Genomic DNA, 23726 nt, shown 5'->3' with positions numbered 1-23726 from the left:
TCACTCATGCGCCAGCCCAACTCCTCAGCACAGCAGGCAAGTTGGCAAAGCCTCACTGAGTCGTCGTTGTGCATCCGCTCTGGGAAACCCGCTCCCCGCGGCTCTCGGCCACGAGCAGGAGGTCCGACAGTGCTTCGCACGTGCGCTGGAGGGCGAAGCGGAGCGCAGGGGCATTGGTGGGGGAGCCTTCGAGGACGGCCTTGGTGCCGGCCAGGACCTCTTCGGCTGTGCTGATGCAGCCCTCCTCGATCTCGTCAGCCATGCGGGAGACCGTGCTGTCGGGGTTGTCGGTGCTGAGGTAGCACGGGCCGCCGGAGGGCCCGCGCCAGGGGAGCAGGCGCAGGGCTGTGGAGTCGGCCTGCGCCTGCCGTGCTTCCCGGGTGGGGAGAGGGGCGCCGCTGTCGTCGTAGATCATCGTGTCGCCTCCAGCTCTCGGACCTGCTCGATGAAGACTGCTTGCGCGCTGTAGCCCGGGAACACCGCGCGCGTGAGGGACACCGCGCGACCCGTGGTGTCCGTGGCGATCTGCTCGATGCCGAGGACTGCCGTGCCGGCGCCGATGCGCAAGGTCCGGCTCTCCTCGGCGTTGGGGAGGCGGGAGACGATGCTCGTGCGGGTCTCGGCGATCGTGATGTCCGCTGCCGTGAGCGCCTGTTGGACGTCCTCGCCGGTGGGGGAGCTGCTCGTCACCGGCACGTCCAGGACCGCGACAGCGTGAGGCACGTAGATCCACGCCACGTTGCACGGGTCTATCGCGTAGCGGCTCTTGTAGAAGTACTCGGTCAGATCGCTGCCCGTCGGCAGTTCGAGGAGCGCGGCCAGTTCGTCGTCAGCCCGTACGTTCTGGCGGCTGACGGTGATCCTCAACGCCGCGTTCGCGTCGGCTTCGACAGCCGCGTCGGCGCGGCAGGCGGGTCGGCCGCTCTCGGCGCCGTACGTGATGAGGCGGGGGGCGTGGCGGACGAAGTTTCCGAGGCCCTGGCGGCGGACCAGGAGTCCTTCGTTCTCGATCTGGGCCAGGGCGAAGCGCAGCGTCGGGCGGCTCGCCTCGTATCGCTTCATCAGCTCGGTCTCGGCGGGGAGTTGAGCGCCGGAGCCAACTCTCCGGATGTGATCTGTCGCCGGAGGTCACCGGCGATGTACGCGTGGCGGTTCTGGGCCATCGGTCACCACTTCCTGACTGCCCGCGTGACGGTCAGCCGCGTGTACGAGTTGATGTTCAGGACCTTGCCGCTGGTGAAGCGCAGCGCCCTTCCCCGGCCGGAGAGATCGATCAGGTTCAGAACTTCGAAGGGCTGGCCGCAGATGATCAGGACGTCTCCGGCCTGGATCGTTCGCCAGTTGACGTCGACCTTGACGGCGGCCACTCGCGGCTCGTTGATGGACGTCACTGCTTCTCCCCTGCGGTTGATGGCTCTGCTCCCGGCTGGCGCTGCTTGTCGCGAGGGTCCTTGCGTACGGAAGCGTCGGCCGTCAGGCCGCCCTTCCGGCTTTCGAGCCCCCAGCGATCCGCCGTGGCGAGCAGTTCGTAGAGCTGCTGCCACGCCTCGGCGGAGAGCGGTCTCGGTACCTGCGTGACGAGGGCGATGTACTCGCCCCGCTCCTCCCTGCGAGGTGTGAAGCCGGCGGCAGTGAGACGCGTCATGAGTGCGGCGACGCGTGTTTCCGCAGAGCACAAGGCGTTTCCTCCGTCGCCGACAGCACACCCTCGACAGATCTAGACGTCTAGCATTTAGTTAGACGTCTAGATTAGAGGTAGTCGGCTAGATTTTCCATATGCGTGAGCAGGCGTCTTATCTTCAGATCGCTGATGTGCTGCGGAAGCGAGTCGCGGACGGCGACTGGGCTCCCGGCGTTCAACTGCCCTCCCGCGCCCAGCTGGCGAAGCAGTTCGAGGTGAGCGACGCGGTTATCCGCCGCGCGCAGGAATCGCTCATCGCGGACGGCGTCCTCGAAGGACGCGCCGGTTCCGGCACCTATGTCACCGAGCAGCGCAAGCGCCTGCGCATGACCCGCTTCCAGCTCCGTACGGCGGCTGAAGGGGCGATCGGCCCCGACATGGGCGCCCTCGGCGAGGGGGAGGCGTGGGAAGGGCGCAGTGACGTCATGGTCCCCTCCCCGCCGGACATCGCAGCGCGCCTCGGAATCGCCGAGGGCGACTACTGCGTGCGTACCGCCTACGAGCACCTGATGGGCGGCAAGCCCGCCTATCTCTCCACGAGTTGGGAGCCCTACGCCATCACCTCGGGCTCACTCGTGGTCCTTCCCGACGGCGGCCCACTGGCCGGGGCCGGCGTGGTGCGGCGGATGGCCGAACTCGGCATCACGGTCACGCATGCCGAGGAGCGGTCCGAGCCCGGACAGACGAACGCCGAGGAGGCGAACCTCCTCGGCGTCCAGCGCGGTGCGCTCTGCACCCGCATCGAGCGGATCTACTACGACAGCGACGGCCGAGCAGTCGAGACGGCCGACATCGTGGTGCCCGCCGCGCTCTGCGAGATCGTGTACGAGCTGCCGGTCAGTCGGAGCTGACCGGGTAGCGCCACCCGAAGTCCTCCAGCGCGCGCCCTCGCCTCGACCACGGCCATACGTGCGTCGCGTTCGCTCGTATCCACCTGCACCTGCCTGCGGCGACATGCGATCCCGTACCTCGGCACTCGCCCGCTCGCTTCCTTCCGGCCGCAGCACATCCGCGCGTGGCTCAGTGAGCTGGAGAAGAACGTCCTCTCGCCCTCGTACCGGGCGGCGATCTTCCGCGCTGTCTCCACCGTCCTGAGCGCGGCTGTCGATGACGGCTACCTCCGCAGCAACCCGTGCCGGGCCCGGAGCATCCGGGCGCCGCGGGCCTCGACCGCCCGCGTGCGGCCGTGGCTGCCGGAGACCGCGCACGCCGTACGGGCCGCGCTGCCGGGGCACTATCAGGCGATGGTCGACATCGCCGGCGGAGCCGGACTGCGGCAGGGCGAGGTCTTCGGGCTCGCCCTGGACGACATCGACACCGAGGGCGGCTGGCTGCACGTGCGCTGCCAGGTGAAGCAGGTCGGTCGGCATCTCATGTTCGGCCCGCCCAAGGGCGGCAAGGAGCGGGACGTGCCGCTCGCACCGGGCCTCGCCGAGCGGCTTGCCGAGCACTGCGCGGAGTTCCCGCCACTGTCCGTGTCGCTGCCGTGGCAGGTACCCGAGGCGCCCAAGGTCATGCGCCAGCTGGTCTTCCTGCGCGACGGGCAGCAGCTGGCCGTACACCGCAACGTCTTCAACAAGGCGGTGTGGAAACCTGCGCTCGCCGCCGCCGGCGTCATCCCTGTCACGCGGAACAGCCAGGGCCGCTACACCGCCGCCCGCGAGCACGGGATGCACGCACTGCGGCACATGTACGCCTCGGTCCTGCTGGACGCCGGGGAGAACGTGAAGGCGCCGGCGTCGTACCTCAGACACCACGACGCGGCACTGACCCTGCGCATCTACGCGCACCTGATGCCGAGCAGCGAGCACCGTGCGCGGCACGCGGTGGATCGGGCCCTCTTCGGCTCCCACGGCCCAGAGACGGCCCAGAGACGGCCCGGAGATCCGAATGATCTCCTGAGGCCCTTCCGCAGCCCGGCAGAAAACGGCCCCCGCGCCGCCCCGGATCACCGGGGCAGCGCGGGGGCCGTTGCTGTTTCAGCCTCCGTCAGAAGAGACGAAAGGCCAGCTCAGAGCGTCAGTGTCCGCCCGAGTCCGCCAGGCGCTTGCGCGAGGCGACGACCTCGTCCTCGGCCTCCACGCGGCCCACCCACTCCGCGCCCTCGACCGACTTGCCGGGCTCCAGGTCCTTGTAGACCTCGAAGAAGTGCTGGATCTCCAGGCGGTCGAACTCCGGCACGTGGTGGATGTCGCGCAGGTGCTCCATGCGCGGGTCCGACGCCGGGACGCACAGCAGCTTGTCGTCGCCGCCGGCCTCGTCCGTCATCCGGAACATGCCGATCGCGCGGCAGCGGATGAGGCAGCCGGGGAAGGTCGGCTCGTCCAGAAGGACCAGCGCGTCCAGCGGATCGCCGTCCTCGCCGAGCGTGTTCTCGACGAAGCCGTAGTCTGCGGGGTAGCTGGTCGACGTGAAGAGTCGGCGGTCCAGGCGGATCCGACCGGTCTCGTGGTCCACCTCGTACTTGTTCCGCGAACCCTTCGGGATCTCGATGGTGACGTCGAACTCCACGGGTGGTCCTCCATGATCAGCATGCTTCGGGTACGTGTCAGTGTCCCCCACGGGGACCTGTGGTGGCGAAAGGGGCTGGTCGGGGTGCTCGGAAGACGGAAGGCGGGTGCGCCCCCTTCCCCTTGGCGGCTGACCGCCCTGTCCGCCTTGTCCGGCCTCGCCCTCGCGGCCGTGACGGCCTCGCTGGCGGGTCCCTGGGACAACGGCCAGCGTACGGCGGAACGCGCGCGGGCAGCCGCCGTGGCCCGCGCGGGTGACGCGGATCACGACGCGAAATCCCCCCGGAAGGACGCCGCGGCCCCCCGCGCCATGGAGCATCCCCCGCGCGAAGAGCTCGGGGAAGGGGCGGCCCCCGGCTACGACGCCCCCGCCGTGCTGCGCCCCCTGGGCCCCGAGGGCCACCGCCCCACCCAGGCCGCCGAGGCCGCCGACGGCACCGCCACCCGCGCCCCCCTGCCCACCGAGGCCGGCCTGCGTGCCGCCCTGCGCCCGCTGCTCGCCGACCCCGCGCTGGGCTCGCTGCGCTCGGCGGCGGTCTGGGACGTGGCCTCGGGCCGGGGGCTGTACGGGGCCCGCCCGCACGCCGCCGCCGTCCCCGCCTCGGTGACGAAGCTCGCCACCGGCGCCGCTGCGCTCGGCGCGCTGGGCCCCGAGCACCGCATCGCCACCGAGACCCGCACCGCCGGCCGCACGCTCTACCTGGTCGGCGGCGGCGACCCCACGCTGACCGGGGCCCGCCTGGACCGCCTCGCCGAGCTGAGCGCCCGCGCCCTGAAGCCCGGCGGCAAACCGCTCACCCTGCGCTACGACACCGCCGCCTACACCGGCCCCGCGCGCCACCCCATCGGCGTCAACGACAACCTCGCCGCGGTCACGCCGCTGATGGTCGACGAAGGCCGCCTGGACGGCAGCTACTCCGGCCCCGCCCCCCGCACGCCCGACCCGGCGGGAGAAGCGGCCCGCCTCTTCGCCCGCCACCTGGCCGACCACGGCGTCAAGCTCACCGGCGCCCCGACCCCCGCCACCGCGCCCGCGAAGGCCGGGAAACTGGCCGCCGTCCACTCCGCGCCCCTGGGCGTGCTGGTGGAGCGGATGCTCACCCACTCCGACAACGACCTCGCCGAGGCCCTGGCCCGCCAGAGCGCCCTGGCCACCGGCCGCCCGGCGAGCTTCTCCTCCGCCGCCGCGGCCGTACGGGCCCGACTCGCCCGTATGGGACTGCCGGTGAAGGGCGTCCGCTTCGCCGACGGCAGCGGCATCAGCCGCGGCAACCGCGCCCCGGCCGCCTTCTACGCCCGCCTCCTCGTCCTCGCCGGCCACCCCGACCACCCCGAACTGCGCCCCCTGCTCACCGGGTTGCCGATCGCCGGCTTCAGCGGCACCCTCGACGCCCGCTACGACCAGACCCCGGGCGCGGGGGTCGTACGGGCCAAGACGGGCACCCTCACCGGCGTCAACTCCCTCGCCGGCACGGTCGTGGACGCCGACGGCCGCCTGCTGGCCTTCGCCTTCCTGGCCAACGGCACCACCGACCGCGACGGCGCCCAACGCGCCCTGGACAAACTGGCCTCCGCCCTGGCCGACTGCGGCTGCCGCTGACGCACCGCACACCGAGAGCCTCCATCGGACGCCGGGAAGCCCTGCCGCCGTACAACTCCGCCCCGCAATTGCGCACTCAGCGCGCATTCCGCGCGCTCCGAGCACGCCCCTCACCGGCCGGGTCTGTCGTAATCCGCCCGCACATGGCAGCATCACGGCTGTACGGGGGACACAAGGGGACGACGGAGGGGACGCATGGCGGGGGGCTGGACCGGTGCGGGCCGAGGGACACACGGCGGCGACCGCAGGGGCGACCGCGACGCCGCGCGCACACCGCGCGCCGCCCGCGCGCGCCGCGCACACCCCGCGAGACGCCGTATCCGCACCCTCACCACCGTCCTCCTCGCCCTGGCCGCCGGCTTCACCGCCCCGGCCGTACGGGCCCAGCCCGCGCCCTCCGCGCAGGAGGTGCACGCCCAGATCCAGGAGCTGTACCACCGCGCCGAGATAGCCACCGACGCGTACAACGGCGTCGAGGAGCGCCTCGCGCAGCAGCAGCGCGCGGTCACGGCGGTGGAGAAGGAGACCTCGGCGGCACGGGCGAGGCTGGAGCGGCTGCGGGAGCAGGCCGGCGCGCTGGCGCGGGCGCAGTACCGCAGCGGCGGCTTCCCCACCGAGGCCCAGCTCATGCTCAGCGACCACCCGCAGGACTTCTTCGACGGACTGCACCTCACCGACAAGGCGATCAGCGCGCAGACCACCCTGATCCGCGACCTCGGCGCCACGGAGAACGCCCTGCAGGGCTACACCGCCGACGCCAAGGACCTCTGGGAGCGGCTGGAGAGCGACCGCAGGCAGCAGGCGAAGGTCCGCAAGGAGATCGAGGAGCAGCTCGCCGAGGCCAAGCTGCTGGAATCGCGCCTCGCCGCCGACGAGCGCCGGCTGCTCACGCAGTGGGAGAGCGACGCCGCCCGCGCCAACCAGGCCGCCTGGCTGGGCTCCGGCATCCTCGACGACATCGACGCCACCGCCTCCGAGGCCGGCAAGCGCGCGATCCGCTACGCCACCGCGCAGCTCGGCAAGGACTACGAGTGGGGCGCCGAGGGCCCCGACACCTTCGACTGCTCGGGCCTGACGATGCGCGCCTGGCAGGCCGCGGGCTTCACCATCCCGCGCACCTCGCAGACGCAGTGGCAGGGCCTCACCCGCGTCGACGTCCGCGACATGCGCCCCGGTGACCTGATCATCTACAAGAGCGACGCCAGCCACGTCGCCCTCTACATCGGCGACGGCCGGATGCTCCACGCCCCGCGCACGGGCCGCCAGATCACCATCGAGGGCGCCGGCTCCCTGCCGATCCTGGGAGTGGTGCGGCCCGACGCCTGAGGGGCCCCCGTCACACGTGATCTTCGTCATGCCCAAAGCGGCCTCTGACCTGGGAGTACGTCCCGATTTAACCCCTCGGTCCGTCCCTCGCACGCGAATTTCCCGGACGGGCGTTCCCTTCCGATGTCCGCAGGCGCTAGGGTCCCCCGATGTCGGTCCGTAGTTGTACGGACTGTCAGAGGCGGTGGTCAGACCCCCGTCGTCCGCGCGGAGCGCGGGCGCACCGGGCACCGGGGCGCAGACGGGGGTCTGACCACAGCCTCTGAACCCTCGGGGGGAGGGAAGGAAGACAGCGATGCCCGCAACGGGACGCCCCCTCATCGATCACGCCGCCCACCCGGGCGGTGCGAGTGTCGTACCCGACGCCCCCGGCACCCCGCGGACGGCCGCCGTGGAGCTGCCGGGACAGCGCGAGCAGAGCCCGCAGCGGCGCACCCAGATCAACGTCCTGCTGATCGCCGGCGACCCGGGCGGCGACCTCAGCGTCCCCGCGCTGCTGGAGCACCCCGCGGGCCCGCGCCGCGAGGAGCGCATCCGGGTGCGTACGGCCCGCAACCTCACCGAGGCCGAGCGCCTGCTCACCCAGGACGTGCACTGCATCCTGCTCGACCTGTCCGCCGACGGCTCGGCGGACAGCGCCGAGGGGGAGCTGGACACCCTGCGCGAAGTGCTGCGCATCGCCCCCGAGCACGCCGTCCTCGTCCTCACCGACGGCGAGGACGCCGAGCGGGCCGCGGAGGCGGTACGGGTCGGCGCGCAGGACTTCCTCTTCCGCGACGAGCTGGACGGCCGCCTGCTGGGCCGCGCCATCCGCTACGCCGTGGAACGCAAGCGCGCCGACGAGGCGCACCACCGGCTCACCGCCGCCAAGCTGAGCGCCCAGGAGAACGCCCGCCTGGAGCGCGGCCTGCTGCCCACCCCGCTGCTGGCCGGCTCCGGACTGACCTTCGCCGCCCGCTACCGGCCGGGACGCAGCCGCGCCCTGCTCGGCGGCGACTTCTACGACGCGGTCCGCACCTCCGACGGCTCGGTGCACGCGATGATCGGCGACGTCAGCGGCCACGGCCCCGACGAGGCGGCGCTCGGTGTGGAACTGCGCATCGCCTGGCGGGCGTTGACCTTCGCGGGACTCTGCGGCGACGAACTCCTCTCCACCCTGCAGCAGGTGCTGGAGAACGAGCGCGCCGACGAGGAGATCTTCGCGACGCTGTGCACCGTGGACATCAGCCCCGACGGCCGCCGCGCCGGCGTCTGCCTGGCCGGCCACCCGGCCCCGCTGATCACCCGCCCCGGCGCCCTCCCCGCCGGCCCGCGCCTGCTGCCGGACGACGCCGAGGACATGGGCGGCCCGGCGCTGGGCCTGCTCCCCCGCGCGCGCTGGCCGCGCCGGCAGGTCGAACTGGGCGGCCGGTGGAGCCTGCTGATGTACACCGACGGCCTGATCGAGGGCCGTACGGACAACGGCGCCGGCCCGCGCCTGGGCCAGGACGGGCTGCTGGACCTGACGTCCCGGCTGCAGGCGCGCGAACTGCGCGGCGAGGGGCTGCTGGCCGAGGCGGTCACGGAGGTCCGCCGCCTCAACGGCGGGGAGCTGACCGACGACGTGGCGGTCCTGCTGCTGGACCGGGAGCGGTGAGGAGCCTCCGCTGTTGGGGCGGGGGCGGGGGCGCGGTCAGCGGCCGCCGAAGGGCCCGTACGGCCCGTCGGAGCTGCTCCCGCCGCGCCGCCGCGGGCCGGCGACCTGCTTGAGGGCGGGGCGGACGTCGACGAAGTAGACGATGTCGGCGATGAGGCCGATGATCACCAGGAAGAACATCCCGGGGAAGAAGTTCACGGCCACCCCGATGCCCAGGATGATCAGCCAGAACCCCTTGTTCTGCTTGCCGGCCGCCTCGTAGGCGTCCTTGCGTTTCAGCGCGGCGTCGACGAACGCCGTGAGGGAGAAGAGGGCGATCGCGAGCGAGAGGTAGTAGAGAACCGTTCCAAAGCTTTGCAGCAACACGCCGGACACCACCCGTTCCCCGGAATAGACATCTGTCGGCCACCGTACCCGGTACAACGCCGCAGGCGCCCCGCCTGTGCCCGATGCACGGACGGGACGCCTGGGACACAGCCCCGACCGGAATCCGCGGTAGTCGCGGACCGGCCGGACCGGAGCCTCAGCCCTCGCTCTTGGGAGCGGTCTTGCGGGCGGTGGCGGTCTTCTTCACGGCGGCCTTCTTCGCGGGCGCGGCCTTCTTGGCAGCGGGCTTGGCGGCCTCGGCGGGCTTGACGGGCGCGTCCGCCACGACCGGCCCGGCGTCGGCCGCCGGCTCGCTCTCGACGGCCGGCTCGGGCGCCTGGCGGATGACCTCGGCGGTGTACTCGACGTCGTCGGCGACATCGCCGCGCCACGTCTTCACCGCGCCCCGGCCGCGCTCGGCCAGCTCGTCGTACGCCTCCCGCGCCTTGACCGCGTACTCCGCGGCGCGGCCGACGCCCTGCAGGGCGAGGTCCTGCGCGTTCTCGCGGAGCTTCTTCACGTCGGTGTCGAGGCCGGCGAGGGCCTCGTTCAGCTTGGCCTGCGCGGCGGTGGCCTGCGCCTTGGCCTGCTGGGTGACGCGCTCCTGGACGGCCTTGGGGTCGGCCTCGCGGACGGCCTGGATGCGCTCGGGGGCCTGCTCGCGGAGCTTCTCCACGAGGGCGGGCACCTCCCGCAGCTTCTCCTGCGCCAGATCGGCCAGCCCGGCCACGGCGTAGAGCGGCGTCGGGTCGGCGAGGGTCTTGCGGGTGGTGTCGGTGATGGTCATGAGGGTGTTCCTCCCTGGGACTCGTTCTCTCCTACGGCGCGTAGGGCGCCGCCTGCCTCTGCGTCCGTACCGGCCCGCTCCCCGTCCCGCGCGTTCTCCTTGCGGAAGGAGTCGTAGATCTGCAGCAGCACCTGCTTCTGCCGCTCGTCGAGCGCCGGATCGGTGAGGATCGCGGTGTGCACGGCGACCCCGTCGGTGTCCCGCCGCTCATCGAGAATCCCGGCCTGTACGTACAGCGTCTCGGCGGAGATCCGCAGCGCCTTGGCCAACTGCTGCAGGATCTCGGCGCTCGGCTTACGCAGCCCGCGCTCGATCTGACTCAGATACGGATTGGACACCCCGGCGGCGTCCGCGAGCTGCCGCAGGCTGAGCTGCGCATGCCTGCGCTGCTCCCGCAGAAACTCCCCGAGCCCACCGACGTTGAGCGTTGCCATACCCCGAGCCTGCTCCCCCCTGCTAACTATTGCAAGCACCCGCTTGCAGGTGTGTCGCAGCTCACACTATCGCGATGTATCGCGTCATGATCGGCGGTTGTCCGACTCCGGGGTGTGCGGGGCCGTCAGGCGTCCTGGTGCGGTGTCCCCGTGCGGCGTCGCAGCCACGCTGCTTCCGGTGGGGTCAGGTTGGGGTCGGTGAGCTTGGCCCGGGCCGCTTGCGCCAGGTGGTTCGCGGGGTCGGTCGTTGTTCCCGCCCGTACGCCCCTCAGCAGCAGCCCCCGGCCCGCGCGGGCCGGGAGGCCGGGGACCTGGGCGCTGCCTATCGTCACCAGTGTCATCGCCACATCCGCCGCCGGATCGCCGCCGCGGGCGTTCGACCAGTCGATGACCATCGGCCCCCGGTCGGTCAGGATGACGTTGTCCGGGTGCAGGTCCAGATGCAGTACGCGGTCGTCGCGGCCCGTGCTGAAGCGCGTCGGCAGCCACTGCGGCGCCGGCAACGCGTGCAGGCGGTCGTGGAGTTCACCCAGCAGCCGCCTCAACCGACCGACCTGCCACGGCCGTCGGGACAGCACCCCCAGCATGGTCGGGCCGCCCAGACGCTCCAGGACCATGTCCGTAGCGGTGTGCCCGTACACCCGCGGCACGGGATATCCGCACTCCGCCAGATACGCCATCAGCCGCGCCTCACGCTCCGTCGGCCTCGGCTCCCGGTAGCGCCGCAGCACGCGGGTGTCGTCCAGGGCGTACACGTCGGCGTCCCGGCCGCGCGCGATCAATTCCATGGGAGACAGTCTGGTGCGCCCGGCCACCCGCGTCGATGTGCCCGAGCCGATGTGACTGCCGCCTCACATCGCCGGCGTGGACCGCAGGGACAGTGTGGCCTGGAGAAGGGGGAACAGGTCGTCCAGGACGATCCGCGCGCCCCGGTCGCGCAGGAGGGTGCCCTTTTCGGGACTGGTGGCGTAGCCGATGAACGGGACGTCCAGGGCGCGGGCCGCCTCCAGGTCCACCCAGCTGTCGCCGAGCATGACGGCCTCGGCGGCGGAGACCCCGGTGGAGGCCAGTGCGCGGCGCAGGGAGGAGGGGTCGGGTTTGAGGCGCAGGGCGTCCTCGGTGCGGCCGTGTATGTGGGGGCCGAAGCAGTTCGCGAGGCCGCGGTCCTCCAGGTACCTGTGTACGGGCTCGGGGGCGTTGTTGGTGGCGACGGCGACCTGGCGGCCGATCGCGCGCAGGGTGTGGATCAGAGGGTCGGCGTGCGGGGTGGGCCAGGCGGTCGCGGTGGCGGCCAGCTCCTCCTGTGTGAGGTGCTTCTCCACCGCCGCGATCACCACGGGGTCGGCGCCGGTCGCGGCGAGGTGGCGCATGACCGTGTAGGCGTCGGCGAACGCCTCGTGGGCGAGGCGCACCGCCTCCCCGTGCCCCTCGGCCAGCATCCACTCCCGCAGCCGGGCGGCGATGTCGGCGGAGGACCGGCCGGCGAAGAGCCGGCAGACGGGTCCGTCGAAATCGAAGAGCACGCAGCGGGCCGCCGCCAGAAGCCGGCGCAGTGCGTCTGGTGTCTCGGAAGCGCGGGTGTCGGCCACAACTCTCCGAACGTCAGGGCTGCAATCGGACAGCGCGGTCCAGCGTACTCAAGGGGTCCGCACCGCAGGGAAAGTACCTCGGCCTTACGGGGCGTGCGTCCCGACGGGAGCGTCGGCGACAGGAGGAACCGCAGCGGAGAGCCTGCCCAGACTGGTGAAAGTGAACCGAGTGCCGCCCTGTGCGCGCAGTTTGTCCCGTCCGGTACGGCGCCGGTGCAGCCCCCAGAAGGCGATGCCCGCCGCACGGGCCGCCTCGGCGTCCGAGAGGGAGTCGCCGATCAGCAGGCAACGACCGCTTTCCGCCTGCCAGTCGGAGACCATCCGGTCGAGCAGTACCGGGCTGGGCTTCATCAGGGACGCCTCGTGCGGACGACCCGCGACGGCGTCGCCGAACGCCCGAAGTCCAGGACGAGGAAGGTGAACTCCCCGAGGCCGGGCGCGGTGCGCGGGAGCCGGCCACCGTGGGAGCTGTTCGCGCGGCTATGGGATCCGAACTTCAGTGGCGCGACAGCAGTCGGCGGCCGGGACGGTTTCCCGGCTGCGACTGCCATTCGCACAGGGCGTCGATCGTCTTGCCTTCATCCGGAATCCAGGGGAGGTCCAGGGGTCTTTCCGCCTTGGCGAGCGCGCGCCGGATGGCGCCTGCGGCCCCTTCCAGGGCGGACGCGCTCGGTTGGGGGCGCAGGGAGCGTGCAGCCCGCATGGTGTCGGTGAGGACGGACTGGACGCACTCGAAGTCCAGGTAGACCGGGAGGTCGTCGTCGAGGGCGTTGCTGTGGGCAGGGAGTGCTTCGTCCGCCCAGTAGCCGCGCATTCGCTTCCGCTCGTTCTCGTCGTATCCCATGCGGACCAGGTGGGTCGCCAGCTCGTGGAGCGGGTCACCGTAGAGGGCCAGTTCCCAGTCCAGGATGTGGAGATCTGGGCCCTGCTTGATGATGTTGTCGCGGTGCAGGTCGGCGTGGACCAGGCAGAGCGAGCGGGCGGACAACTTGCGCGCCCGGTCGCGGAAGCGGGTGATCGCGTCATCGGGAATCCCCAGCCGGGCGAAGAGGACACCGAATTCCGGCAGGTAGCGCTTCCGTACCTGCTCTTCGGAGAAGGTGATCAGACGGTGGAGGAAGCCTCTGCTGTCGTCGCGGGTGGGCCAGTCCGGGCGGACCGGTGGCAGTGCGGCTTTCGGAACCGAGGCGACGGTACGCATCAACTCGGCGATGAGACGGAGAAGTTTGTCGTCAAGCGGCTGTTCTCTCCGGGGGAAGAGGTAGCCGAGCGGATCACCGTTCACGTACGAGTGGACCGTCCAGTGCCCGTGGCGGGCCAGAGGGAGGGGGACGTTCTCGACGTACGGCCGGATGGCCTGCAGCAGGGTGTACTCGTCTGTCCAGAGCCGGGGCACCACTTCCAGAGTGCGCAGCGGTGTGCGGAACTTGACGTGGGTGGTGCCCTCCAGGGAGGGCACCACCCGGGCCAGTCTTCCCAGCGGGACGACGACGTTGCGGTTGTGGTGCCCCTGAAGGACGCGGCGGCCGTTGATCCAGGGCAGTCGGTGGTGCGCCTCCAGCCGAATGCGGTTGGAGAGGTTCGCTGCCCAGGTCGGAGGACTGGGTGGGTCGATCGGCATGTTCACCGGGGATCGGTCTCGATGAGCTGGGAGGGGCGGGGGCGGGCATGACGGCGAGGCTGGGGCCGGTGGGCCGCTCAGTCGTCTCCCGGGGTGTACTCCTCGGCGATGGTGTCCCAGAGGGAGTCGAACCACCGCTGGGACTCGGCGATCATCGCGGTGTCCTGCTCTGTGGCCGTGCTGTCCAGGGTGGAGAAGCGCAGCAGTTTGGTGTCGATCCCCATGACGTCGTAGATCTCCATCTCGCCGGCCCGGTCCATCACCGTGCTGGGGAGCACGCTGTAGAAGCCGATCAGCGCCTCACTGCGGTTGAGGAGATAGAGCTTGTGCGTCGGGGTCATGGGGATCGTCCGGAACTCCACTACCACCCGCTGCACCCGGTCGCGTTCGACCATGGCGAGAAGTGAGTGCTCCAGCGAGCGGGCGTGCAGGTCGATGAGGCCGTACAGGCGCTTCAGCGGGCGGGTGCTGCTCTTGTCGCCGACGAGGCGGGGGAGGGCCAGGTCCGCGCCCGGGGTGGGGACGAGGAGGCGGGCCGTGATGGTCTCGGGAGGATCGAGCTCGCCGTTCTGCATGGCGGTGACCGCATGTGTCACCGCGCCGTTGAGCGTCTCCGTGGTGAGGGAGTACGAGTCCAGGATGACGTGGCGGGACTGGAAGGCGACGTTGATGCGATCCGCCAGCTCCACGCCGGCGGGGCGAAGCTCGCCGGGGGGCTGTGCCGACTCCCATTGCGCCACCCGGGGCGGGGCGCCCTGCGTAATGGTGTCCGTGTCCAGCAGGTGTTCGGACTTGAGCTGGTCCAGTGCCTGGCGGACGGCGGCCCGCTCGACGTCGAACTCCCTCATCAGCTTCCCCTGGGTGGGGATGCGCTCGCCGGGGCGGTAGCCCTCCTCGTGGGCGCGGATGCGTGAGCGCAGCGCGTTGGCGACGACGGTCCGGGGGTGCTGGGTGTCGTCGAGCGTCTGATGGTCGCGCGTGCCCACGCGCCAACAGTACAACTTCGGGCCATTAGATGCTGGTTGTTCGCCAACAGTTTTCGCTCTAAGCCAACTGGGCAGTAAGTATAAGGGAGTTGGCGACCAACTTTTCGAAACCTGGTCAAGTTTTCGGATGTTGGTCGAGCCGTCGACTCCCGCTCTCCCGCCTGTCCGACGACGCACGGGCGGTCGCGCACCGAGCGCGCCTCAGCGGTGGACCTGGAGGGGGGTCGCTATGCCTGCACTCGCGATCGGGATGGCCGTGATGGATCGGCTTATCGAATGGAAGTACGGAACCGCCGGGGTGCTGGGGCTGACCCTGCTGACCATCGGCTTCAAGATCAAGAACACCACCTGCAGCCTCGCCGGCACGGTGGTGCTGGGCTCGCTGGTCTCGCAGCCCGCCACCTGAGCGGTGGGCGGGGCCGCGCGACGGGCAGGGCGATGCACCGGGTGAGCACGTCGCCCGAGCCGCGGAGGGGGCGGCTCGGGCGACGTTCACGTTTCCGGGGGAACGGGGAACGGGGGATAGGGGATAGGAGACGCCAGGCCGGCCCTAGAACACGTCCGGGCACCAAGGCCGCCGCGCCGTCCGCAGCAGCGCGTCCGCCCGCGCCGCCGCCCCCGGCCGCTCCTCGGTGGCGCGGCCCAGCGCCGCCAGGCGCACCGGCGACTCGTCGCCCAGGTACAGCGTGCCCAACTCGCCCACCGGCAGCGTCAGTTCCGCCGCGCGCGTCGTCGCCGTGCACGTCGACTTCACGCCGTCCGTCTCCAGCAGGAAGCGCCCGCCCGCCAGGCCCCCGGCGTCCACCACCTCCAGCACCAGGCTGCCCGCCGTCGCGTACGTGCGCGCCTCCAGCAGGCGCGCGGTGTCCAGCGGGCGGATCCACAGGAAGTCGGCGTGGCTGTCGATCCGCGCCGCGCGCGGGTCCGGCAGCAGCAGCGGCAGTACGTCGTCGGGGGCGCGGAAGCCCGTCTTCAGCGTCGTGACCCAGTCGATCGAGCACAGGTAGCGCCACAGCGCCCGCTCGGCGGCCGGCGTGGTCGCGATCAGCTTGTCCACCGATGCCTCGCAGTGCGGCAGCTTCGAGCGCCAGTCGCTGCCGTCCACCCGGTACGTGGCCAGGCCCTGCACCTCGCCCTGCGGCGAGCGGTAGAGCACGTAGTACGGCTCCTTCCACGGGCCGCCCAGCGACACGCGGATCTCGCCCGTCGTCCGCTCCCACCAGCGCTCCTCGCGCGTCACCGCGCCCGCCTGCCCGCGCCGGAAGCGCTCGAACAGCTCCGGCCCCAGCGCCCGTACCTCCGCGCCGTCCGAGAGCCGCACCGTGCCGCCGTCGTCCGGGCCCGCGTAGCGGCGGTCCAGGCCCGTGCGCGGGATGTCGACCTCCCACGCGGTCGTCCACGCGGCGGGGCCGAAGCCGTGGCGGCCGTAGATCGGGTACTCGGCGGCGATCAGCGTCGCCACCGCCTCGCCGCGCTCCTTGGCGGCGGCCAGGTCGGCGGCCATCATCGCCGTCAGCAGGCCGCGGCGGCGGTGGGTGGCGGTGACGGTGACGTTGGAGATCGCGGTGGCCGCCACCGCCGCGCCGCCGGGCACGGTCAGCTCCTGCGCGAAGCTGCGGAAGGTCCCCACGCAGCGCCCGCCGTCCCAGGCGCCCTGGGTGCGGTCCAGGTCGATCAGGGGGACGCGGGCCTCGACGTCCTCGCGCGCGGGGCCGGGATCTATCAGGAAGCCCGCGTTCAGGGCCTGGTGCCAGCCGTAGGCGTCGTCGTCGGTGAGGGTGCGGATCTCCACGTCGTTCATAGCGGCACGCTATGCGGACGCCCCCGCCCCCGGCATCCCGATTTCCGTCCGCCCGCGGGCCCCGCGCATCCTGCTTACGCCGCCTCCCAGCGGAACACCTTCGCCGCGATCGCCGTCAGCACCGCCGCGAACAGCAGCAGCCCGCCCATCGCCGGCAGCGCGTCGCCCCAGCCGCCGCCCCGGCTCAGCACGCTCTCCAGCGCCGTCGCCAGGTGCTTCATCGGCAGCGCCTCGGAGATCGTACGGACCCAGCCCGGCGCCGCGTCCAGCGGGAAGAACGCCCCCGACAGGAACGCCATCGGCAGGATGATGATCTGCGCCAGCCCCTGCGCCGCCTCCTCCGACTTCGCCCAGGCGCCCACCAGCAGGCCCACCGACATGAACGCCAGCGCCCCGCACACCACCAGCGGCACCGCCAGCCACCAGTCGGCGCTGAGCTTCAGCCCGTAGTACGGCAGCGTGGCGATGCCCAGGAAGATCGCGGTCTGGACGAGGGCGATGGCCACCGTGGTGCCGATCCGGGCCGCGATCACCGGGACGGGGCTGATCGGCGCCAGCCACAGCCGGCGCAGGATGCGCTTCTTGCGCCAGTTCACCAGCCCCAGCGCGGTGCCGAACACCGCGCCCATCGCGACCGCCCAGCTCAGCAGGCCCGGCGTGAAGAACTGGATCGCCTCCAGCGACTCGTCCTCCACCTGCTCGCCCCGCAGCCGGTACGCGGGCGGCTGACCGGTCGCGTCCACGTTCGCCTTGTCGACCAGCGAGGCGAAGATGCCGCGCACGTTGCCCGCGGCGACCGGGTCCGCGGCGGAGTAGCGGATCTGAAGGGTGTCGCCGTCCTGCCAGACGACCGCGTCGGTGTCGCCGTCCCGTACGTCCTTCAGTGCCTGCGCCCGGTCGCTCGACCTGTCGACCTCCATGACCTCCGCCAGCGCCTTGCGCGCGTCCGCCGGCAGCGAGTCGAGGATCTGCACGCGGCCGATCTGAACGATGTCGGCGCGCTCCTGCCCGGCGTCCTTGAACAGCATCCCGAACAGCGCCAGGAACATCACCGGGAAGAGCAGCGTGAAGAACACCGCCGCCCGGTCGCGCAGCAGGCCCAGTGCCATCGCCCTCGACAGACTGAGGAAGGTTCTCACTCGCGCCACTCCTGCCCCGTCAGCCGCAGGAACACGTCCTCCAGCGAATCCACGCCCAGCTCCGCGACCAACTCCCGCGGCGGCCCCACCCGCAGCACCCGCCCCGCGTCCATCACCGCGACCCGGTCGCACAGGGTCTCGGCCTCGTCCATGTAGTGCGTGGTCAGTACGACCGTGCGCCCCGCGGAGTTGATCTCGCGCAGCAGGTCCCAGAGGTTGCGCCGCGCCTGCGGGTCCAGGCCGGTGGTCGGCTCGTCGAGGAAGACCAGCTCCGGGTCGTGTACGAGCGCGCAGGCGATCGAGAGGCGCTGGGCCTGGCCGCCGGAGAGCCTGTCCTCCCGCGTACCGGCCTTCTCCGTCAGGCCGACGGTCTCCAGCATCGCGTCGGCACGGTCGTCGCCGACGCCGTAGAGGGAGGCGAAGGTGCGGATCTGCTCGCGGGCGCTGAGCTTCTCGAAGAACGCGGACGCCTGCAGCTGCACGCCGATGCGCCGCAGCAGCGCCCGGTTGCGCGGCCAGGACGGCGTCCCCAGCAACCGCGCCTCGCCGGCGTCGGGTTGGCGCAGGCCCTCGATCATCTCCATGGTCGTGGTCTTGCCCGCGCCGTTGGGGCCGAGGATCCCGAAGAACTCCCCGGTGCCGACCTCCAAGTCCACCCCGTCGACGGCCTGGACGTCCCCGTACCTCTTGCGCAGCCCTCGGGCGATGATCGCGGCAGTCACGCCCGCGACCCTAGGCGAGGAAGGTCCGATTCCGCTGCCGAAAGATCAGATCCGGTCAAGTCATGTATGGATACGGCAGGTTGGCGGTCCGCATTCTTCGGCCGGGATGCGGAGCCCGAGGGTGGTGCGGCTCACCGCAGCAGGTCGTCGACCTGCGCCTCCCCCTCGCGGTAGCGCCGGGCGATCTCCCCGCTGCAGGCGTCCGCGGTGAGCTGCAGCTGCTGCCGGAGCCGGGAGACCCCGAACTCGTGGCGCAGCAGCTCCCCCAGCGCGCGCTGCAGCTCCTCGGCCGTACGGGCGGTGAGGTCGGACAGCTCCACCTCGCCGAGCATCCGCTCGGCCAGCTCGCGGTACTCCTCACGCAGCGGCGTCCCCAGCGTCACGTGGCGGGCGGAGGAGTGCCGGGTGGTGGGGGCGTCGGTGAGGATCTCCGGCAGCCGGTCCAGCACGGGGGACAGGGGGGCCTCCCGGCGGGCCAGCTCGGCGCGCAGGATGTCGATGCGGCCGTGGAGCAGCCGGCGTACGTAGCTGAGGTCCGCCTCCTCCTGCTGGGAGGTGCGGCGCAGCTCGCGCAGCTCACGCAGGGTGAGGGCGTCCATGTGGACACTGTGCGGCGCGGGTGCGGCGTGCGGGCCGTGCGGGTCGTGCACGTCCTCGCCCAGGGGCGCGCGGGGCGCGGGGGGACGGGGTGTGCCGGCGGCACGGGCGGGATCGGACGTGAGCATCTGGAGGTCCTCGGTACGCGCGGTCGGTACGGGACTCGGTGTATGCCCGGCGCTTGCTGAACTCATGCGTTGACTTCCGTCCCCTTCGTCCGGTTGACGCAGCCGTCCTACCGCCGGACACAGCAGCATCGTGCCAGCACGCGGCGCGCCGGTGCAGGCGCTCTGACTCCGAACGGCCCTGGGCGCATGGGCGTGAAAAGGGGCGCACGGGCGCGCAGGGCATGATGTGCGGATGCGAGCAGTGGTGCAGCGGGCCGACGGCGCCCGCGTCGAGGTGGCGGGCGAGACGGTCGGCGGATTCCCCGGGGAGGGGCTGTGTGTGCTGGTGGGGGTCACGCACGACGACACCCCGGCCAAGGCGGCGCAGTTGGCGCGGAAGCTGTGGACGCTTCGGATGCTGGAGGGGGAGAAATCGTGCTCGGACTCCGGTGCTCCGCTTCTGGTCATCAGCCAATTCACGCTTTACGGTGACGCCCGCAAGGGTCGCCGCCCCACCTGGAACGCCGCCGCGCCCGGGAACGTCGCTGAACCGCTCGTCGACGAGGTCGTCGCACAGCTCCGTGACCTGGGTGCCGAGGTCAGCACGGGATGCTTCGGCGCGGAGATGCGGGTCTCGCTGACCAACAACGGACCCTTCACGGTCCTGGTCGAGGTCTGAGCCCTTCCCCGGCTCACCGCATCGACCGGCCCCCACCAGCCCCCAACCAGCCCGCGACCAGCACAGAAGCCCTTCCACCAGCCGGAAAGGGCTTCACCGGGCACCCCCCGGTCGCCTATGATCCGGCGGTGTTCGATTCTGCATCCGCCGCGCGGGCCGGGACCGTCGAGTTCAACCCGCTGGTCAACCTCCCCGAGCTCGGCCGGCTGCGCGCCGCCGCGACCGGCCGCGACTGGGCCACCGTGCGCGCGTACCTGGGCGAGCTGGCGGACCCGGACCTGCTGGCGAAGGCGGCCGGAGTCGTCCAGGAGACGCCCGGCGCCGAGGAGTTCCTCTTCCCCCTCGCCGACAAGGGCGACCTGCTGGCGCGCACGCTGCTGGCGGGGACCCTCGTCCACGTCGGCTGGCGGATCCGCTCGGCGGCGACGGCCGACCACGTCTCGGCCGACCAGTTCACCCGCTTCCACGGCTACCTGCGCCGGGCCGAGCGGCTGCTGATCGACGTCTGCGCCGACGACCCCGCCAACGCGCTGGGCTGGCTGCACCGCCTCACCACCGCGCGCGGCCTGCAGCTCGGCGCGGGCGAGGCCCGGCGCCGCTACGAGCGCCTCGCCGAGCACCACCCGCACTTCTACAGCGCGCAGTCCAAGCTCCTCCAGCAGCTCTGCCCCAAGTGGGGCGGCACCTGGCAGGCGGCCCACACCTTCGCCGGCGAGTGCGCCGCCGCCGCACCGCACGGCTCACTGAGCGCGCTGCTGGTCGCCGAGGCGCACCTGGAGCACTACGCCGACCGCAAGAACGACCCGTACGACCTGGCGGGCCCCGCCGCGCAGCGCGAGCTGTCCGACGCCGTGCACCGCACGGTCATGCACGGGGACTTCCGGGGCGACTTCCACTGGATCTACGCCCACAACCTCTTCGCCCTGCTGTCCTGGCTCACCGACGACCGGCCCAAGGCCGCCTGGCACTTCCGCCAACTCGCCGGCCGGGGCAGCGAGTCCCCGTGGGACCGGATATCGGGCGATCCGGCGGCGACGTACCAGCGGGCGCGCAAGGAAGCACTGGGGAAGGGCTGACCATGGCAGAGCCGACCGTCGACGGCATCCGCACCACCACCGTCTCGGGCGTACGCACCGTGCTGGCCGCCCGCCCCGGCCCGATGGCGGCGGGGCTCCTCTTCCGGGTCGGCCGCGCCGACGAGACCCTCGCCACCAGCGGCCTGACCCACCTGGTGGAGCACCTCGCCCTGCACGAACGCGGCCTGGGCGAGGGCCACTACAACGGCGCCACCGCCGACGCCTACACCCACTTCCACGTCCAGGGCACCCCGCGCGAGGTCCTCGCCTACCTCAACGGCGTCTGCGCGGCCCTCGCGGACCTGCCGCTGCACCGGCTGGAGACCGAGAAGGAGATCCTGCGCACCGAGGAGGCCGGACGCGGCGGCGGCGCCAACCGCCGCCTGCCGCTGTGGCGTTACGGCGCCCAGGGCTACGGACTGCTCAGCTACCCGGAGCTGGGCCTGCCCCGGCTGGACGCGGCCACCGTCCAGTCGTGGGTACGGACCTGGTTCACCCGCGAGAACGCGGTCCTGTGGATCACCGCCGAGGACGTCCCGGCCGGCCTCGACCTCACCCCGCTGCCCTCGGGCACCTGGTACGGGACCCCGGCCGTCACCTCCGCGCTGCCCACCACCCCCGCCTACCTCGGCGGCGAGGACGGCGGCGTCGTCTACGACACGGTGGTGCGCCGCTCGGCCGCCGCCGGCCTCTACGCCGAGCTGCTCGGCCGCGAACTCTTCCGCGACCTGCGCAAGAAGGGCGGCTACTCCTACACCGCGGCGGCCGACTACTCCCCCCGCGACGCCGACTTCGCCGTGGTCACCGCGCTCGCCGACGCCCTGGCGGACAAGCAGGACGCGGTCCTGGGCGGCTTCGTGGACGTACTGGCGCGGCTGCGGCGGCGCGACGTGGAGCGCGCGGACCTCGACGCGGTGCGCGAGGCGGCGCTCGCCCACTTCGACGCCCCCGACCTGCCCGCCGTGCGGCTGCCCGGCTACGCCCGCAACCTCCTCTACGGCCACCGCAACCAGAGCGTGGCCGAGCTGTGCGCGGAGCTGCTGGCGGTGACGCCCCGGCAGATCCGCGCGGTGGCACAGGAGGGCGCGGCGGCCGGGCTGCTGCAGGTGCCGGGCGGGCGCGACGCGGAGTGGGCGGGCTTCACGCAGGCGCCGCTGTACTCCCTCGCCACGGTCAACGGTCCGACGTACCCGGCGATCGGCCAGGACGGCGTCCACCTGGTCGTCGGCGAGGAGGGCGTCAGCCTGCTCACCCCCGGCGGCGCGGCGACCGTGCGCTACGAGGAGTGCGCGCTGATGTCCGCCGTCCCCGACGGCGCCCGGCGCCTGACCGGCCGCGACGGGATCGTCGTCGCGGTGGAGCCGACGCTCTTCCGCCTGCCGCCGCAGGCCCTCGCGCTCATCGACGCGCGGGTGGCGGACACGGCGGTCGTACGGGAGGCGCCGCGTGCGGCGGAGGACATCCCGCAGCCGCCGAAGGAGAAGACGGGGACGGGGTTCTTCCGGCGTAAGAAGTAGGGGTCTTCGGGGGGCTTGGGCGCCAACGCTCAGGCTTCGACCACGACTTCCTGCGCCGCCGCCGTCGACCCCGCCAGCAGGGGGGCCTGCGGGTCGGTGTTGCGCTTGATCAACCCCAGGGCGATCGGCCCGAGTTCGTGATGGCGCGCCGCCGTGGTGACGAAGCCCAGCGCGCGGCCCTCGGGACCGTCGGAGGCCAGCCGCAACGGCGTGCCGTGCGCCGGGAGTTGGACCTCGCTGCCGTCCAGGTGCAGGAAGACCAGCCGGCGCGGCGGCCGCCCCAGGTTCTGCACGCGGGCCACCGTCTCCTGGCCGCGGTAGCAGCCCTTCTGCAGATGCACCGCCGAGCCGATCCACCCCACCTCGTGCGGGATGGTGCGGTGGTCGGTCTCCCGCCCGAGCCGGGGCCGGTGCCCCTCCACCCGCAGCGCCTCGTACGCCAGCACGCCGGCCGGCGTGCCCGCCGACCCGGCGAAGGACTCCAGCTCGGCGCGCGGCAGGAAGACGTCCCGGCCGTACGGCGTCTCGCGCACCGCCGCGCCGTCCGGCACCGGCGCGATCGAGCCGGCCGGGAGGTGCACCAGGGCGAACTCGCCGGTGCGGTCGGCCGTTTCGACCCGGTAGAAGAACTTCATCGACTCCAGGTACGCCAGCAGCGCCCCCTGCGTCCCCGGCTCCACGTGCGCCCAGGTCGTCTCCCCGTCGTCCACCAGGTAGAGCGCGTGCTCCACGTGCCCGTTGGCGGAGAGGACGAGCGCCTCGGTGGCCACGCCCGGCTTCAGGTCCTCGACGTGCTGGGTGAGCAGCAGGTGCAGCCAGCTCAGCCGGTCGGCGCCGGTGACCGTCACCACGCCGCGGTGGGAGAGGTCGACGAAACCGCTGCCGGCGGCGAGCGCGCGCTGCTCGCGGAACAGCTCGCCGTAGTGCGCGGCGACGCCCTCGTCGGGCGACTCCGCCGCCACGGCTCCGGGCAGGGCGAGCAGGGGGGATGCGGGTGGCGCGGCGGCGTTCATACGTCCAGCCTACGGCGCCTCGGCGCCGGGCGCGGCGCCCGTGCAGTCGGCGCAGCGGCCGAAGATCGCGAAGTGCTTCAGGTCCGTCTCGAAGCCGAAGGTCTCGCGCAGGGTGCGGGTGAAGGGCTCGGCGAGGGAGGCGTCCGCCTCCAGCACGGTGTCGCAGTCGCGGCAGACCAGGTGGAGGTGGTGGTGGCGGTCGGCGAGGTGGTACGTGGGGGAGCCGTGGCCCAGGTGGGCGTGGCTGACGAGGCCCAGCTCCTCCAGCAGCTCCAGGGTGCGGTAGACGGTGGAGATGTTGACCCCGGCTGCCGTCCTGCGGACCTCGCCGAGGATGTCGTCGGGGGTGGCGTGCTCCAGGGTTTCGACCGCCTCCAGGACCAGCTGGCGCTGGGGCGTCAGGCGGTAGCCGCGCTGTCGCAGGTCGGTCTGCCAGTCGGTGCTTTCCACGGGGGCGAGTTTAGTTCTCCGGGGGCCGCTGGTCGCGTCGCGCTGCGGGGGCTTCGCCCCCGGCCCCCCGGATCGCTGCTTCGCAGCTC

26 protein-coding genes and 2 pseudogenes are annotated in these 23726 nt (G+C 72.2%); 9 read left to right on the top strand and 19 right to left on the bottom strand.

Going from position 1 to position 23726, the window contains the following annotated elements; genetic code table 11:
• Positions 1–52: 52 nt before the first annotated feature.
• The 4 genes from ACFQLX_RS24635 to ACFQLX_RS24620 are packed head-to-tail and all read right to left on the bottom strand — an operon-like array spanning position 53 to position 1645.
• Positions 53–415, bottom strand: a complete 363-nt coding sequence (locus tag ACFQLX_RS24635) for a hypothetical protein (RefSeq protein ID WP_386418597.1) — start codon at positions 413–415, stop codon at positions 53–55.
• Positions 412–1110, bottom strand: a complete 699-nt coding sequence (locus ACFQLX_RS24630) for a GntR family transcriptional regulator (RefSeq protein ID WP_386418599.1) — start codon at positions 1108–1110, stop codon at positions 412–414. Before ACFQLX_RS24630 ends, ACFQLX_RS24635 begins: the two co-directional genes overlap by 4 nt.
• Positions 1111–1166: 56 nt before the next feature.
• Positions 1167–1391, bottom strand: coding sequence for a hypothetical protein (locus ACFQLX_RS24625; RefSeq protein ID WP_386418595.1), 225 nt, complete (start codon positions 1389–1391; stop codon positions 1167–1169).
• A complete protein-coding gene (locus tag ACFQLX_RS24620; RefSeq protein WP_386418594.1) occupies positions 1388–1645 on the bottom strand; it encodes a hypothetical protein in 258 nt (85 codons plus the stop codon). The genes ACFQLX_RS24625 and ACFQLX_RS24620 overlap by 4 nt, the downstream gene beginning before the upstream one ends.
• Positions 1646–1776: 131 nt before the next feature.
• On the opposite strand from ACFQLX_RS24620, the gene ACFQLX_RS24615 reads away from it, so the two are divergent.
• Positions 1777–2532, top strand: a complete 756-nt coding sequence (locus ACFQLX_RS24615; protein ID WP_386418592.1) for a GntR family transcriptional regulator — start codon at positions 1777–1779, stop codon at positions 2530–2532.
• Positions 2533–2859: 327 nt separating this feature from the next.
• Positions 2860–3465: pseudogene (locus ACFQLX_RS24610) on the top strand (tyrosine-type recombinase/integrase); the annotation flags it as partial.
• A gap of 235 nt (positions 3466–3700) precedes the next feature.
• Here the strand turns inward: ACFQLX_RS24610 and ACFQLX_RS24605 are convergent.
• A complete protein-coding gene (locus ACFQLX_RS24605) occupies positions 3701–4192 on the bottom strand; it encodes an inorganic diphosphatase (RefSeq protein ID WP_386418590.1) in 492 nt (163 codons plus the stop codon).
• An 84-nt stretch (positions 4193–4276) separates the two neighbouring features.
• On the opposite strand from ACFQLX_RS24605, the gene dacB reads away from it, so the two are divergent.
• From dacB to ACFQLX_RS24590, 3 genes are all read left to right on the top strand, one after another.
• Positions 4277–5791 (top strand): D-alanyl-D-alanine carboxypeptidase/D-alanyl-D-alanine endopeptidase, encoded by a 1515-nt coding sequence (gene dacB, locus ACFQLX_RS24600; protein WP_386418588.1) that lies wholly within the window; start codon positions 4277–4279, stop codon positions 5789–5791.
• Positions 5792–5986: 195 nt separating this feature from the next.
• On the top strand, positions 5987–7117 hold the full coding sequence (locus ACFQLX_RS24595) for a C40 family peptidase (protein WP_386418587.1): 1131 nt from the start codon (positions 5987–5989) through the stop codon (positions 7115–7117).
• A 295-nt stretch (positions 7118–7412) separates the two neighbouring features.
• Positions 7413–8753, top strand: coding sequence for a PP2C family protein-serine/threonine phosphatase (locus ACFQLX_RS24590; RefSeq protein ID WP_386418585.1), 1341 nt, complete (start codon positions 7413–7415; stop codon positions 8751–8753).
• A gap of 36 nt (positions 8754–8789) precedes the next feature.
• Here ACFQLX_RS24590 and ACFQLX_RS24585 read toward each other — a convergent pair whose 3' ends face one another.
• From ACFQLX_RS24585 to ACFQLX_RS24550, 8 genes and pseudogenes are all read right to left on the bottom strand, one after another.
• Complete coding sequence (locus ACFQLX_RS24585; protein WP_386418583.1) at positions 8790–9119, bottom strand: DUF2516 family protein; 330 nt, start codon at positions 9117–9119, stop codon at positions 8790–8792.
• A gap of 157 nt (positions 9120–9276) precedes the next feature.
• The gene (locus ACFQLX_RS24580) at positions 9277–9906 is read right to left on the bottom strand and encodes a hypothetical protein (protein WP_386418581.1); all 630 of its coding nucleotides are present in this window, start codon (positions 9904–9906) and stop codon (positions 9277–9279) included.
• The gene (locus tag ACFQLX_RS24575; RefSeq protein WP_386418580.1) at positions 9903–10340 is read right to left on the bottom strand and encodes a helix-turn-helix domain-containing protein; all 438 of its coding nucleotides are present in this window, start codon (positions 10338–10340) and stop codon (positions 9903–9905) included. The genes ACFQLX_RS24580 and ACFQLX_RS24575 overlap by 4 nt, the downstream gene beginning before the upstream one ends.
• 125 nt (positions 10341–10465) lie before the next feature.
• Positions 10466–11128, bottom strand: coding sequence for a phosphotransferase (locus tag ACFQLX_RS24570; protein WP_386418578.1), 663 nt, complete (start codon positions 11126–11128; stop codon positions 10466–10468).
• 63 nt (positions 11129–11191) lie between these two features.
• Positions 11192–11929 (bottom strand): HAD family hydrolase, encoded by a 738-nt coding sequence (locus ACFQLX_RS24565; RefSeq protein ID WP_386418576.1) that lies wholly within the window; start codon positions 11927–11929, stop codon positions 11192–11194.
• An 84-nt stretch (positions 11930–12013) separates the two neighbouring features.
• A pseudogene (locus tag ACFQLX_RS24560) lies at positions 12014–12328 on the bottom strand (HAD hydrolase-like protein); the annotation flags it as partial.
• Positions 12329–12425: 97 nt separating this feature from the next.
• Positions 12426–13550 (bottom strand): phosphotransferase family protein, encoded by a 1125-nt coding sequence (locus ACFQLX_RS24555; protein ID WP_386418574.1) that lies wholly within the window; start codon positions 13548–13550, stop codon positions 12426–12428.
• A gap of 77 nt (positions 13551–13627) precedes the next feature.
• Entirely contained in the window at positions 13628–14536 is a 909-nt protein-coding gene (locus ACFQLX_RS24550; RefSeq protein WP_386418572.1) for a GntR family transcriptional regulator, read from the bottom strand.
• Positions 14537–14765: 229 nt separating this feature from the next.
• On the opposite strand from ACFQLX_RS24550, the gene ACFQLX_RS24545 reads away from it, so the two are divergent.
• A complete protein-coding gene (locus ACFQLX_RS24545) occupies positions 14766–14942 on the top strand; it encodes a hypothetical protein (protein WP_386418570.1) in 177 nt (58 codons plus the stop codon).
• A gap of 144 nt (positions 14943–15086) precedes the next feature.
• On the opposite strand, the gene ACFQLX_RS24540 is transcribed toward ACFQLX_RS24545, so the two are convergent.
• From ACFQLX_RS24540 to ACFQLX_RS24525, 4 genes are all read right to left on the bottom strand, one after another.
• Entirely contained in the window at positions 15087–16337 is a 1251-nt protein-coding gene (locus ACFQLX_RS24540; protein WP_386418568.1) for a GNAT family N-acetyltransferase, read from the bottom strand.
• A gap of 74 nt (positions 16338–16411) precedes the next feature.
• Positions 16412–17476, bottom strand: coding sequence for an ABC transporter permease (locus ACFQLX_RS24535; RefSeq protein WP_386418567.1), 1065 nt, complete (start codon positions 17474–17476; stop codon positions 16412–16414).
• Complete coding sequence (locus tag ACFQLX_RS24530; protein WP_386418565.1) at positions 17473–18198, bottom strand: ABC transporter ATP-binding protein; 726 nt, start codon at positions 18196–18198, stop codon at positions 17473–17475. The genes ACFQLX_RS24535 and ACFQLX_RS24530 overlap by 4 nt, the downstream gene beginning before the upstream one ends.
• A gap of 131 nt (positions 18199–18329) precedes the next feature.
• Positions 18330–18989 (bottom strand): RsiG family protein, encoded by a 660-nt coding sequence (locus ACFQLX_RS24525; RefSeq protein ID WP_386418564.1) that lies wholly within the window; start codon positions 18987–18989, stop codon positions 18330–18332.
• A 166-nt stretch (positions 18990–19155) separates the two neighbouring features.
• Here ACFQLX_RS24525 and dtd point away from each other — a divergent pair, with 166 nt between their 5' ends.
• The 3 genes from dtd (at position 19156) to ACFQLX_RS24510 (ending at position 22174) form a co-directional block, all read left to right on the top strand.
• Complete coding sequence (gene dtd, locus ACFQLX_RS24520; protein WP_386418563.1) at positions 19156–19581, top strand: D-aminoacyl-tRNA deacylase; 426 nt, start codon at positions 19156–19158, stop codon at positions 19579–19581.
• A 128-nt stretch (positions 19582–19709) separates the two neighbouring features.
• On the top strand, positions 19710–20657 hold the full coding sequence (locus ACFQLX_RS24515) for a hypothetical protein (RefSeq protein ID WP_386418562.1): 948 nt from the start codon (positions 19710–19712) through the stop codon (positions 20655–20657).
• A gap of 2 nt (positions 20658–20659) precedes the next feature.
• A complete protein-coding gene (locus tag ACFQLX_RS24510; protein ID WP_386418561.1) occupies positions 20660–22174 on the top strand; it encodes an insulinase family protein in 1515 nt (504 codons plus the stop codon).
• Between the two features lie 29 nt (positions 22175–22203).
• Here ACFQLX_RS24510 and ygfZ read toward each other — a convergent pair whose 3' ends face one another.
• Positions 22204–23187 carry a CAF17-like 4Fe-4S cluster assembly/insertion protein YgfZ gene (ygfZ, locus tag ACFQLX_RS24505; protein WP_386418559.1) on the bottom strand — a complete coding sequence of 328 codons (984 nt, stop codon included), beginning with the start codon at positions 23185–23187 and terminating at the stop codon, positions 22204–22206.
• Positions 23188–23196: 9 nt separating this feature from the next.
• Entirely contained in the window at positions 23197–23637 is a 441-nt protein-coding gene (locus ACFQLX_RS24500) for a Fur family transcriptional regulator (RefSeq protein ID WP_386418558.1), read from the bottom strand.
• Positions 23638–23726: the final 89 nt, after the last annotated feature.

Source organism: Streptomyces polyrhachis, from assembly GCF_042663125.1.
Classification (GTDB): Bacteria; Actinomycetota; Actinomycetes; order Streptomycetales; family Streptomycetaceae; genus Streptomyces; species Streptomyces polyrhachii.
This window is presented reverse-complemented; position numbering and strand designations above follow the sequence as displayed.

Bases quoted from the DNA above. Each gene is read 5' to 3' on its own strand.
- ACFQLX_RS24635 (WP_386418597.1), bottom strand. From the start codon at position 415: ATGATCTACGACGACAGCGGCGCCCCTCTCCCCACCCGGGAAGCACGG.
- ACFQLX_RS24620 (WP_386418594.1), bottom strand. From the start codon at position 1,645: ATGACGCGTCTCACTGCCGCCGGCTTCACACCTCGCAGGGAGGAGCGG.
- ACFQLX_RS24615 (WP_386418592.1), top strand. From the start codon at position 1,777: ATGCGTGAGCAGGCGTCTTATCTTCAGATCGCTGATGTGCTGCGGAAG.
- ACFQLX_RS24595 (WP_386418587.1), top strand. From the start codon at position 5,987: ATGGCGGGGGGCTGGACCGGTGCGGGCCGAGGGACACACGGCGGCGAC.
- ACFQLX_RS24590 (WP_386418585.1), top strand. From the start codon at position 7,413: ATGCCCGCAACGGGACGCCCCCTCATCGATCACGCCGCCCACCCGGGC.
- ACFQLX_RS24580 (WP_386418581.1), bottom strand. From the start codon at position 9,906: ATGACCATCACCGACACCACCCGCAAGACCCTCGCCGACCCGACGCCG.
- ACFQLX_RS24575 (WP_386418580.1), bottom strand. From the start codon at position 10,340: ATGGCAACGCTCAACGTCGGTGGGCTCGGGGAGTTTCTGCGGGAGCAG.
- ACFQLX_RS24570 (WP_386418578.1), bottom strand. From the start codon at position 11,128: ATGGAATTGATCGCGCGCGGCCGGGACGCCGACGTGTACGCCCTGGAC.
- ACFQLX_RS24555 (WP_386418574.1), bottom strand. From the start codon at position 13,550: ATGCCGATCGACCCACCCAGTCCTCCGACCTGGGCAGCGAACCTCTCC.
- ACFQLX_RS24545 (WP_386418570.1), top strand. From the start codon at position 14,766: ATGCCTGCACTCGCGATCGGGATGGCCGTGATGGATCGGCTTATCGAA.
- ACFQLX_RS24540 (WP_386418568.1), bottom strand. From the start codon at position 16,337: ATGAACGACGTGGAGATCCGCACCCTCACCGACGACGACGCCTACGGC.
- ACFQLX_RS24525 (WP_386418564.1), bottom strand. From the start codon at position 18,989: ATGAGTTCAGCAAGCGCCGGGCATACACCGAGTCCCGTACCGACCGCG.
- dtd (WP_386418563.1), top strand. From the start codon at position 19,156: ATGCGAGCAGTGGTGCAGCGGGCCGACGGCGCCCGCGTCGAGGTGGCG.
- ACFQLX_RS24510 (WP_386418561.1), top strand. From the start codon at position 20,660: ATGGCAGAGCCGACCGTCGACGGCATCCGCACCACCACCGTCTCGGGC.
- ygfZ (WP_386418559.1), bottom strand. From the start codon at position 23,187: ATGAACGCCGCCGCGCCACCCGCATCCCCCCTGCTCGCCCTGCCCGGA.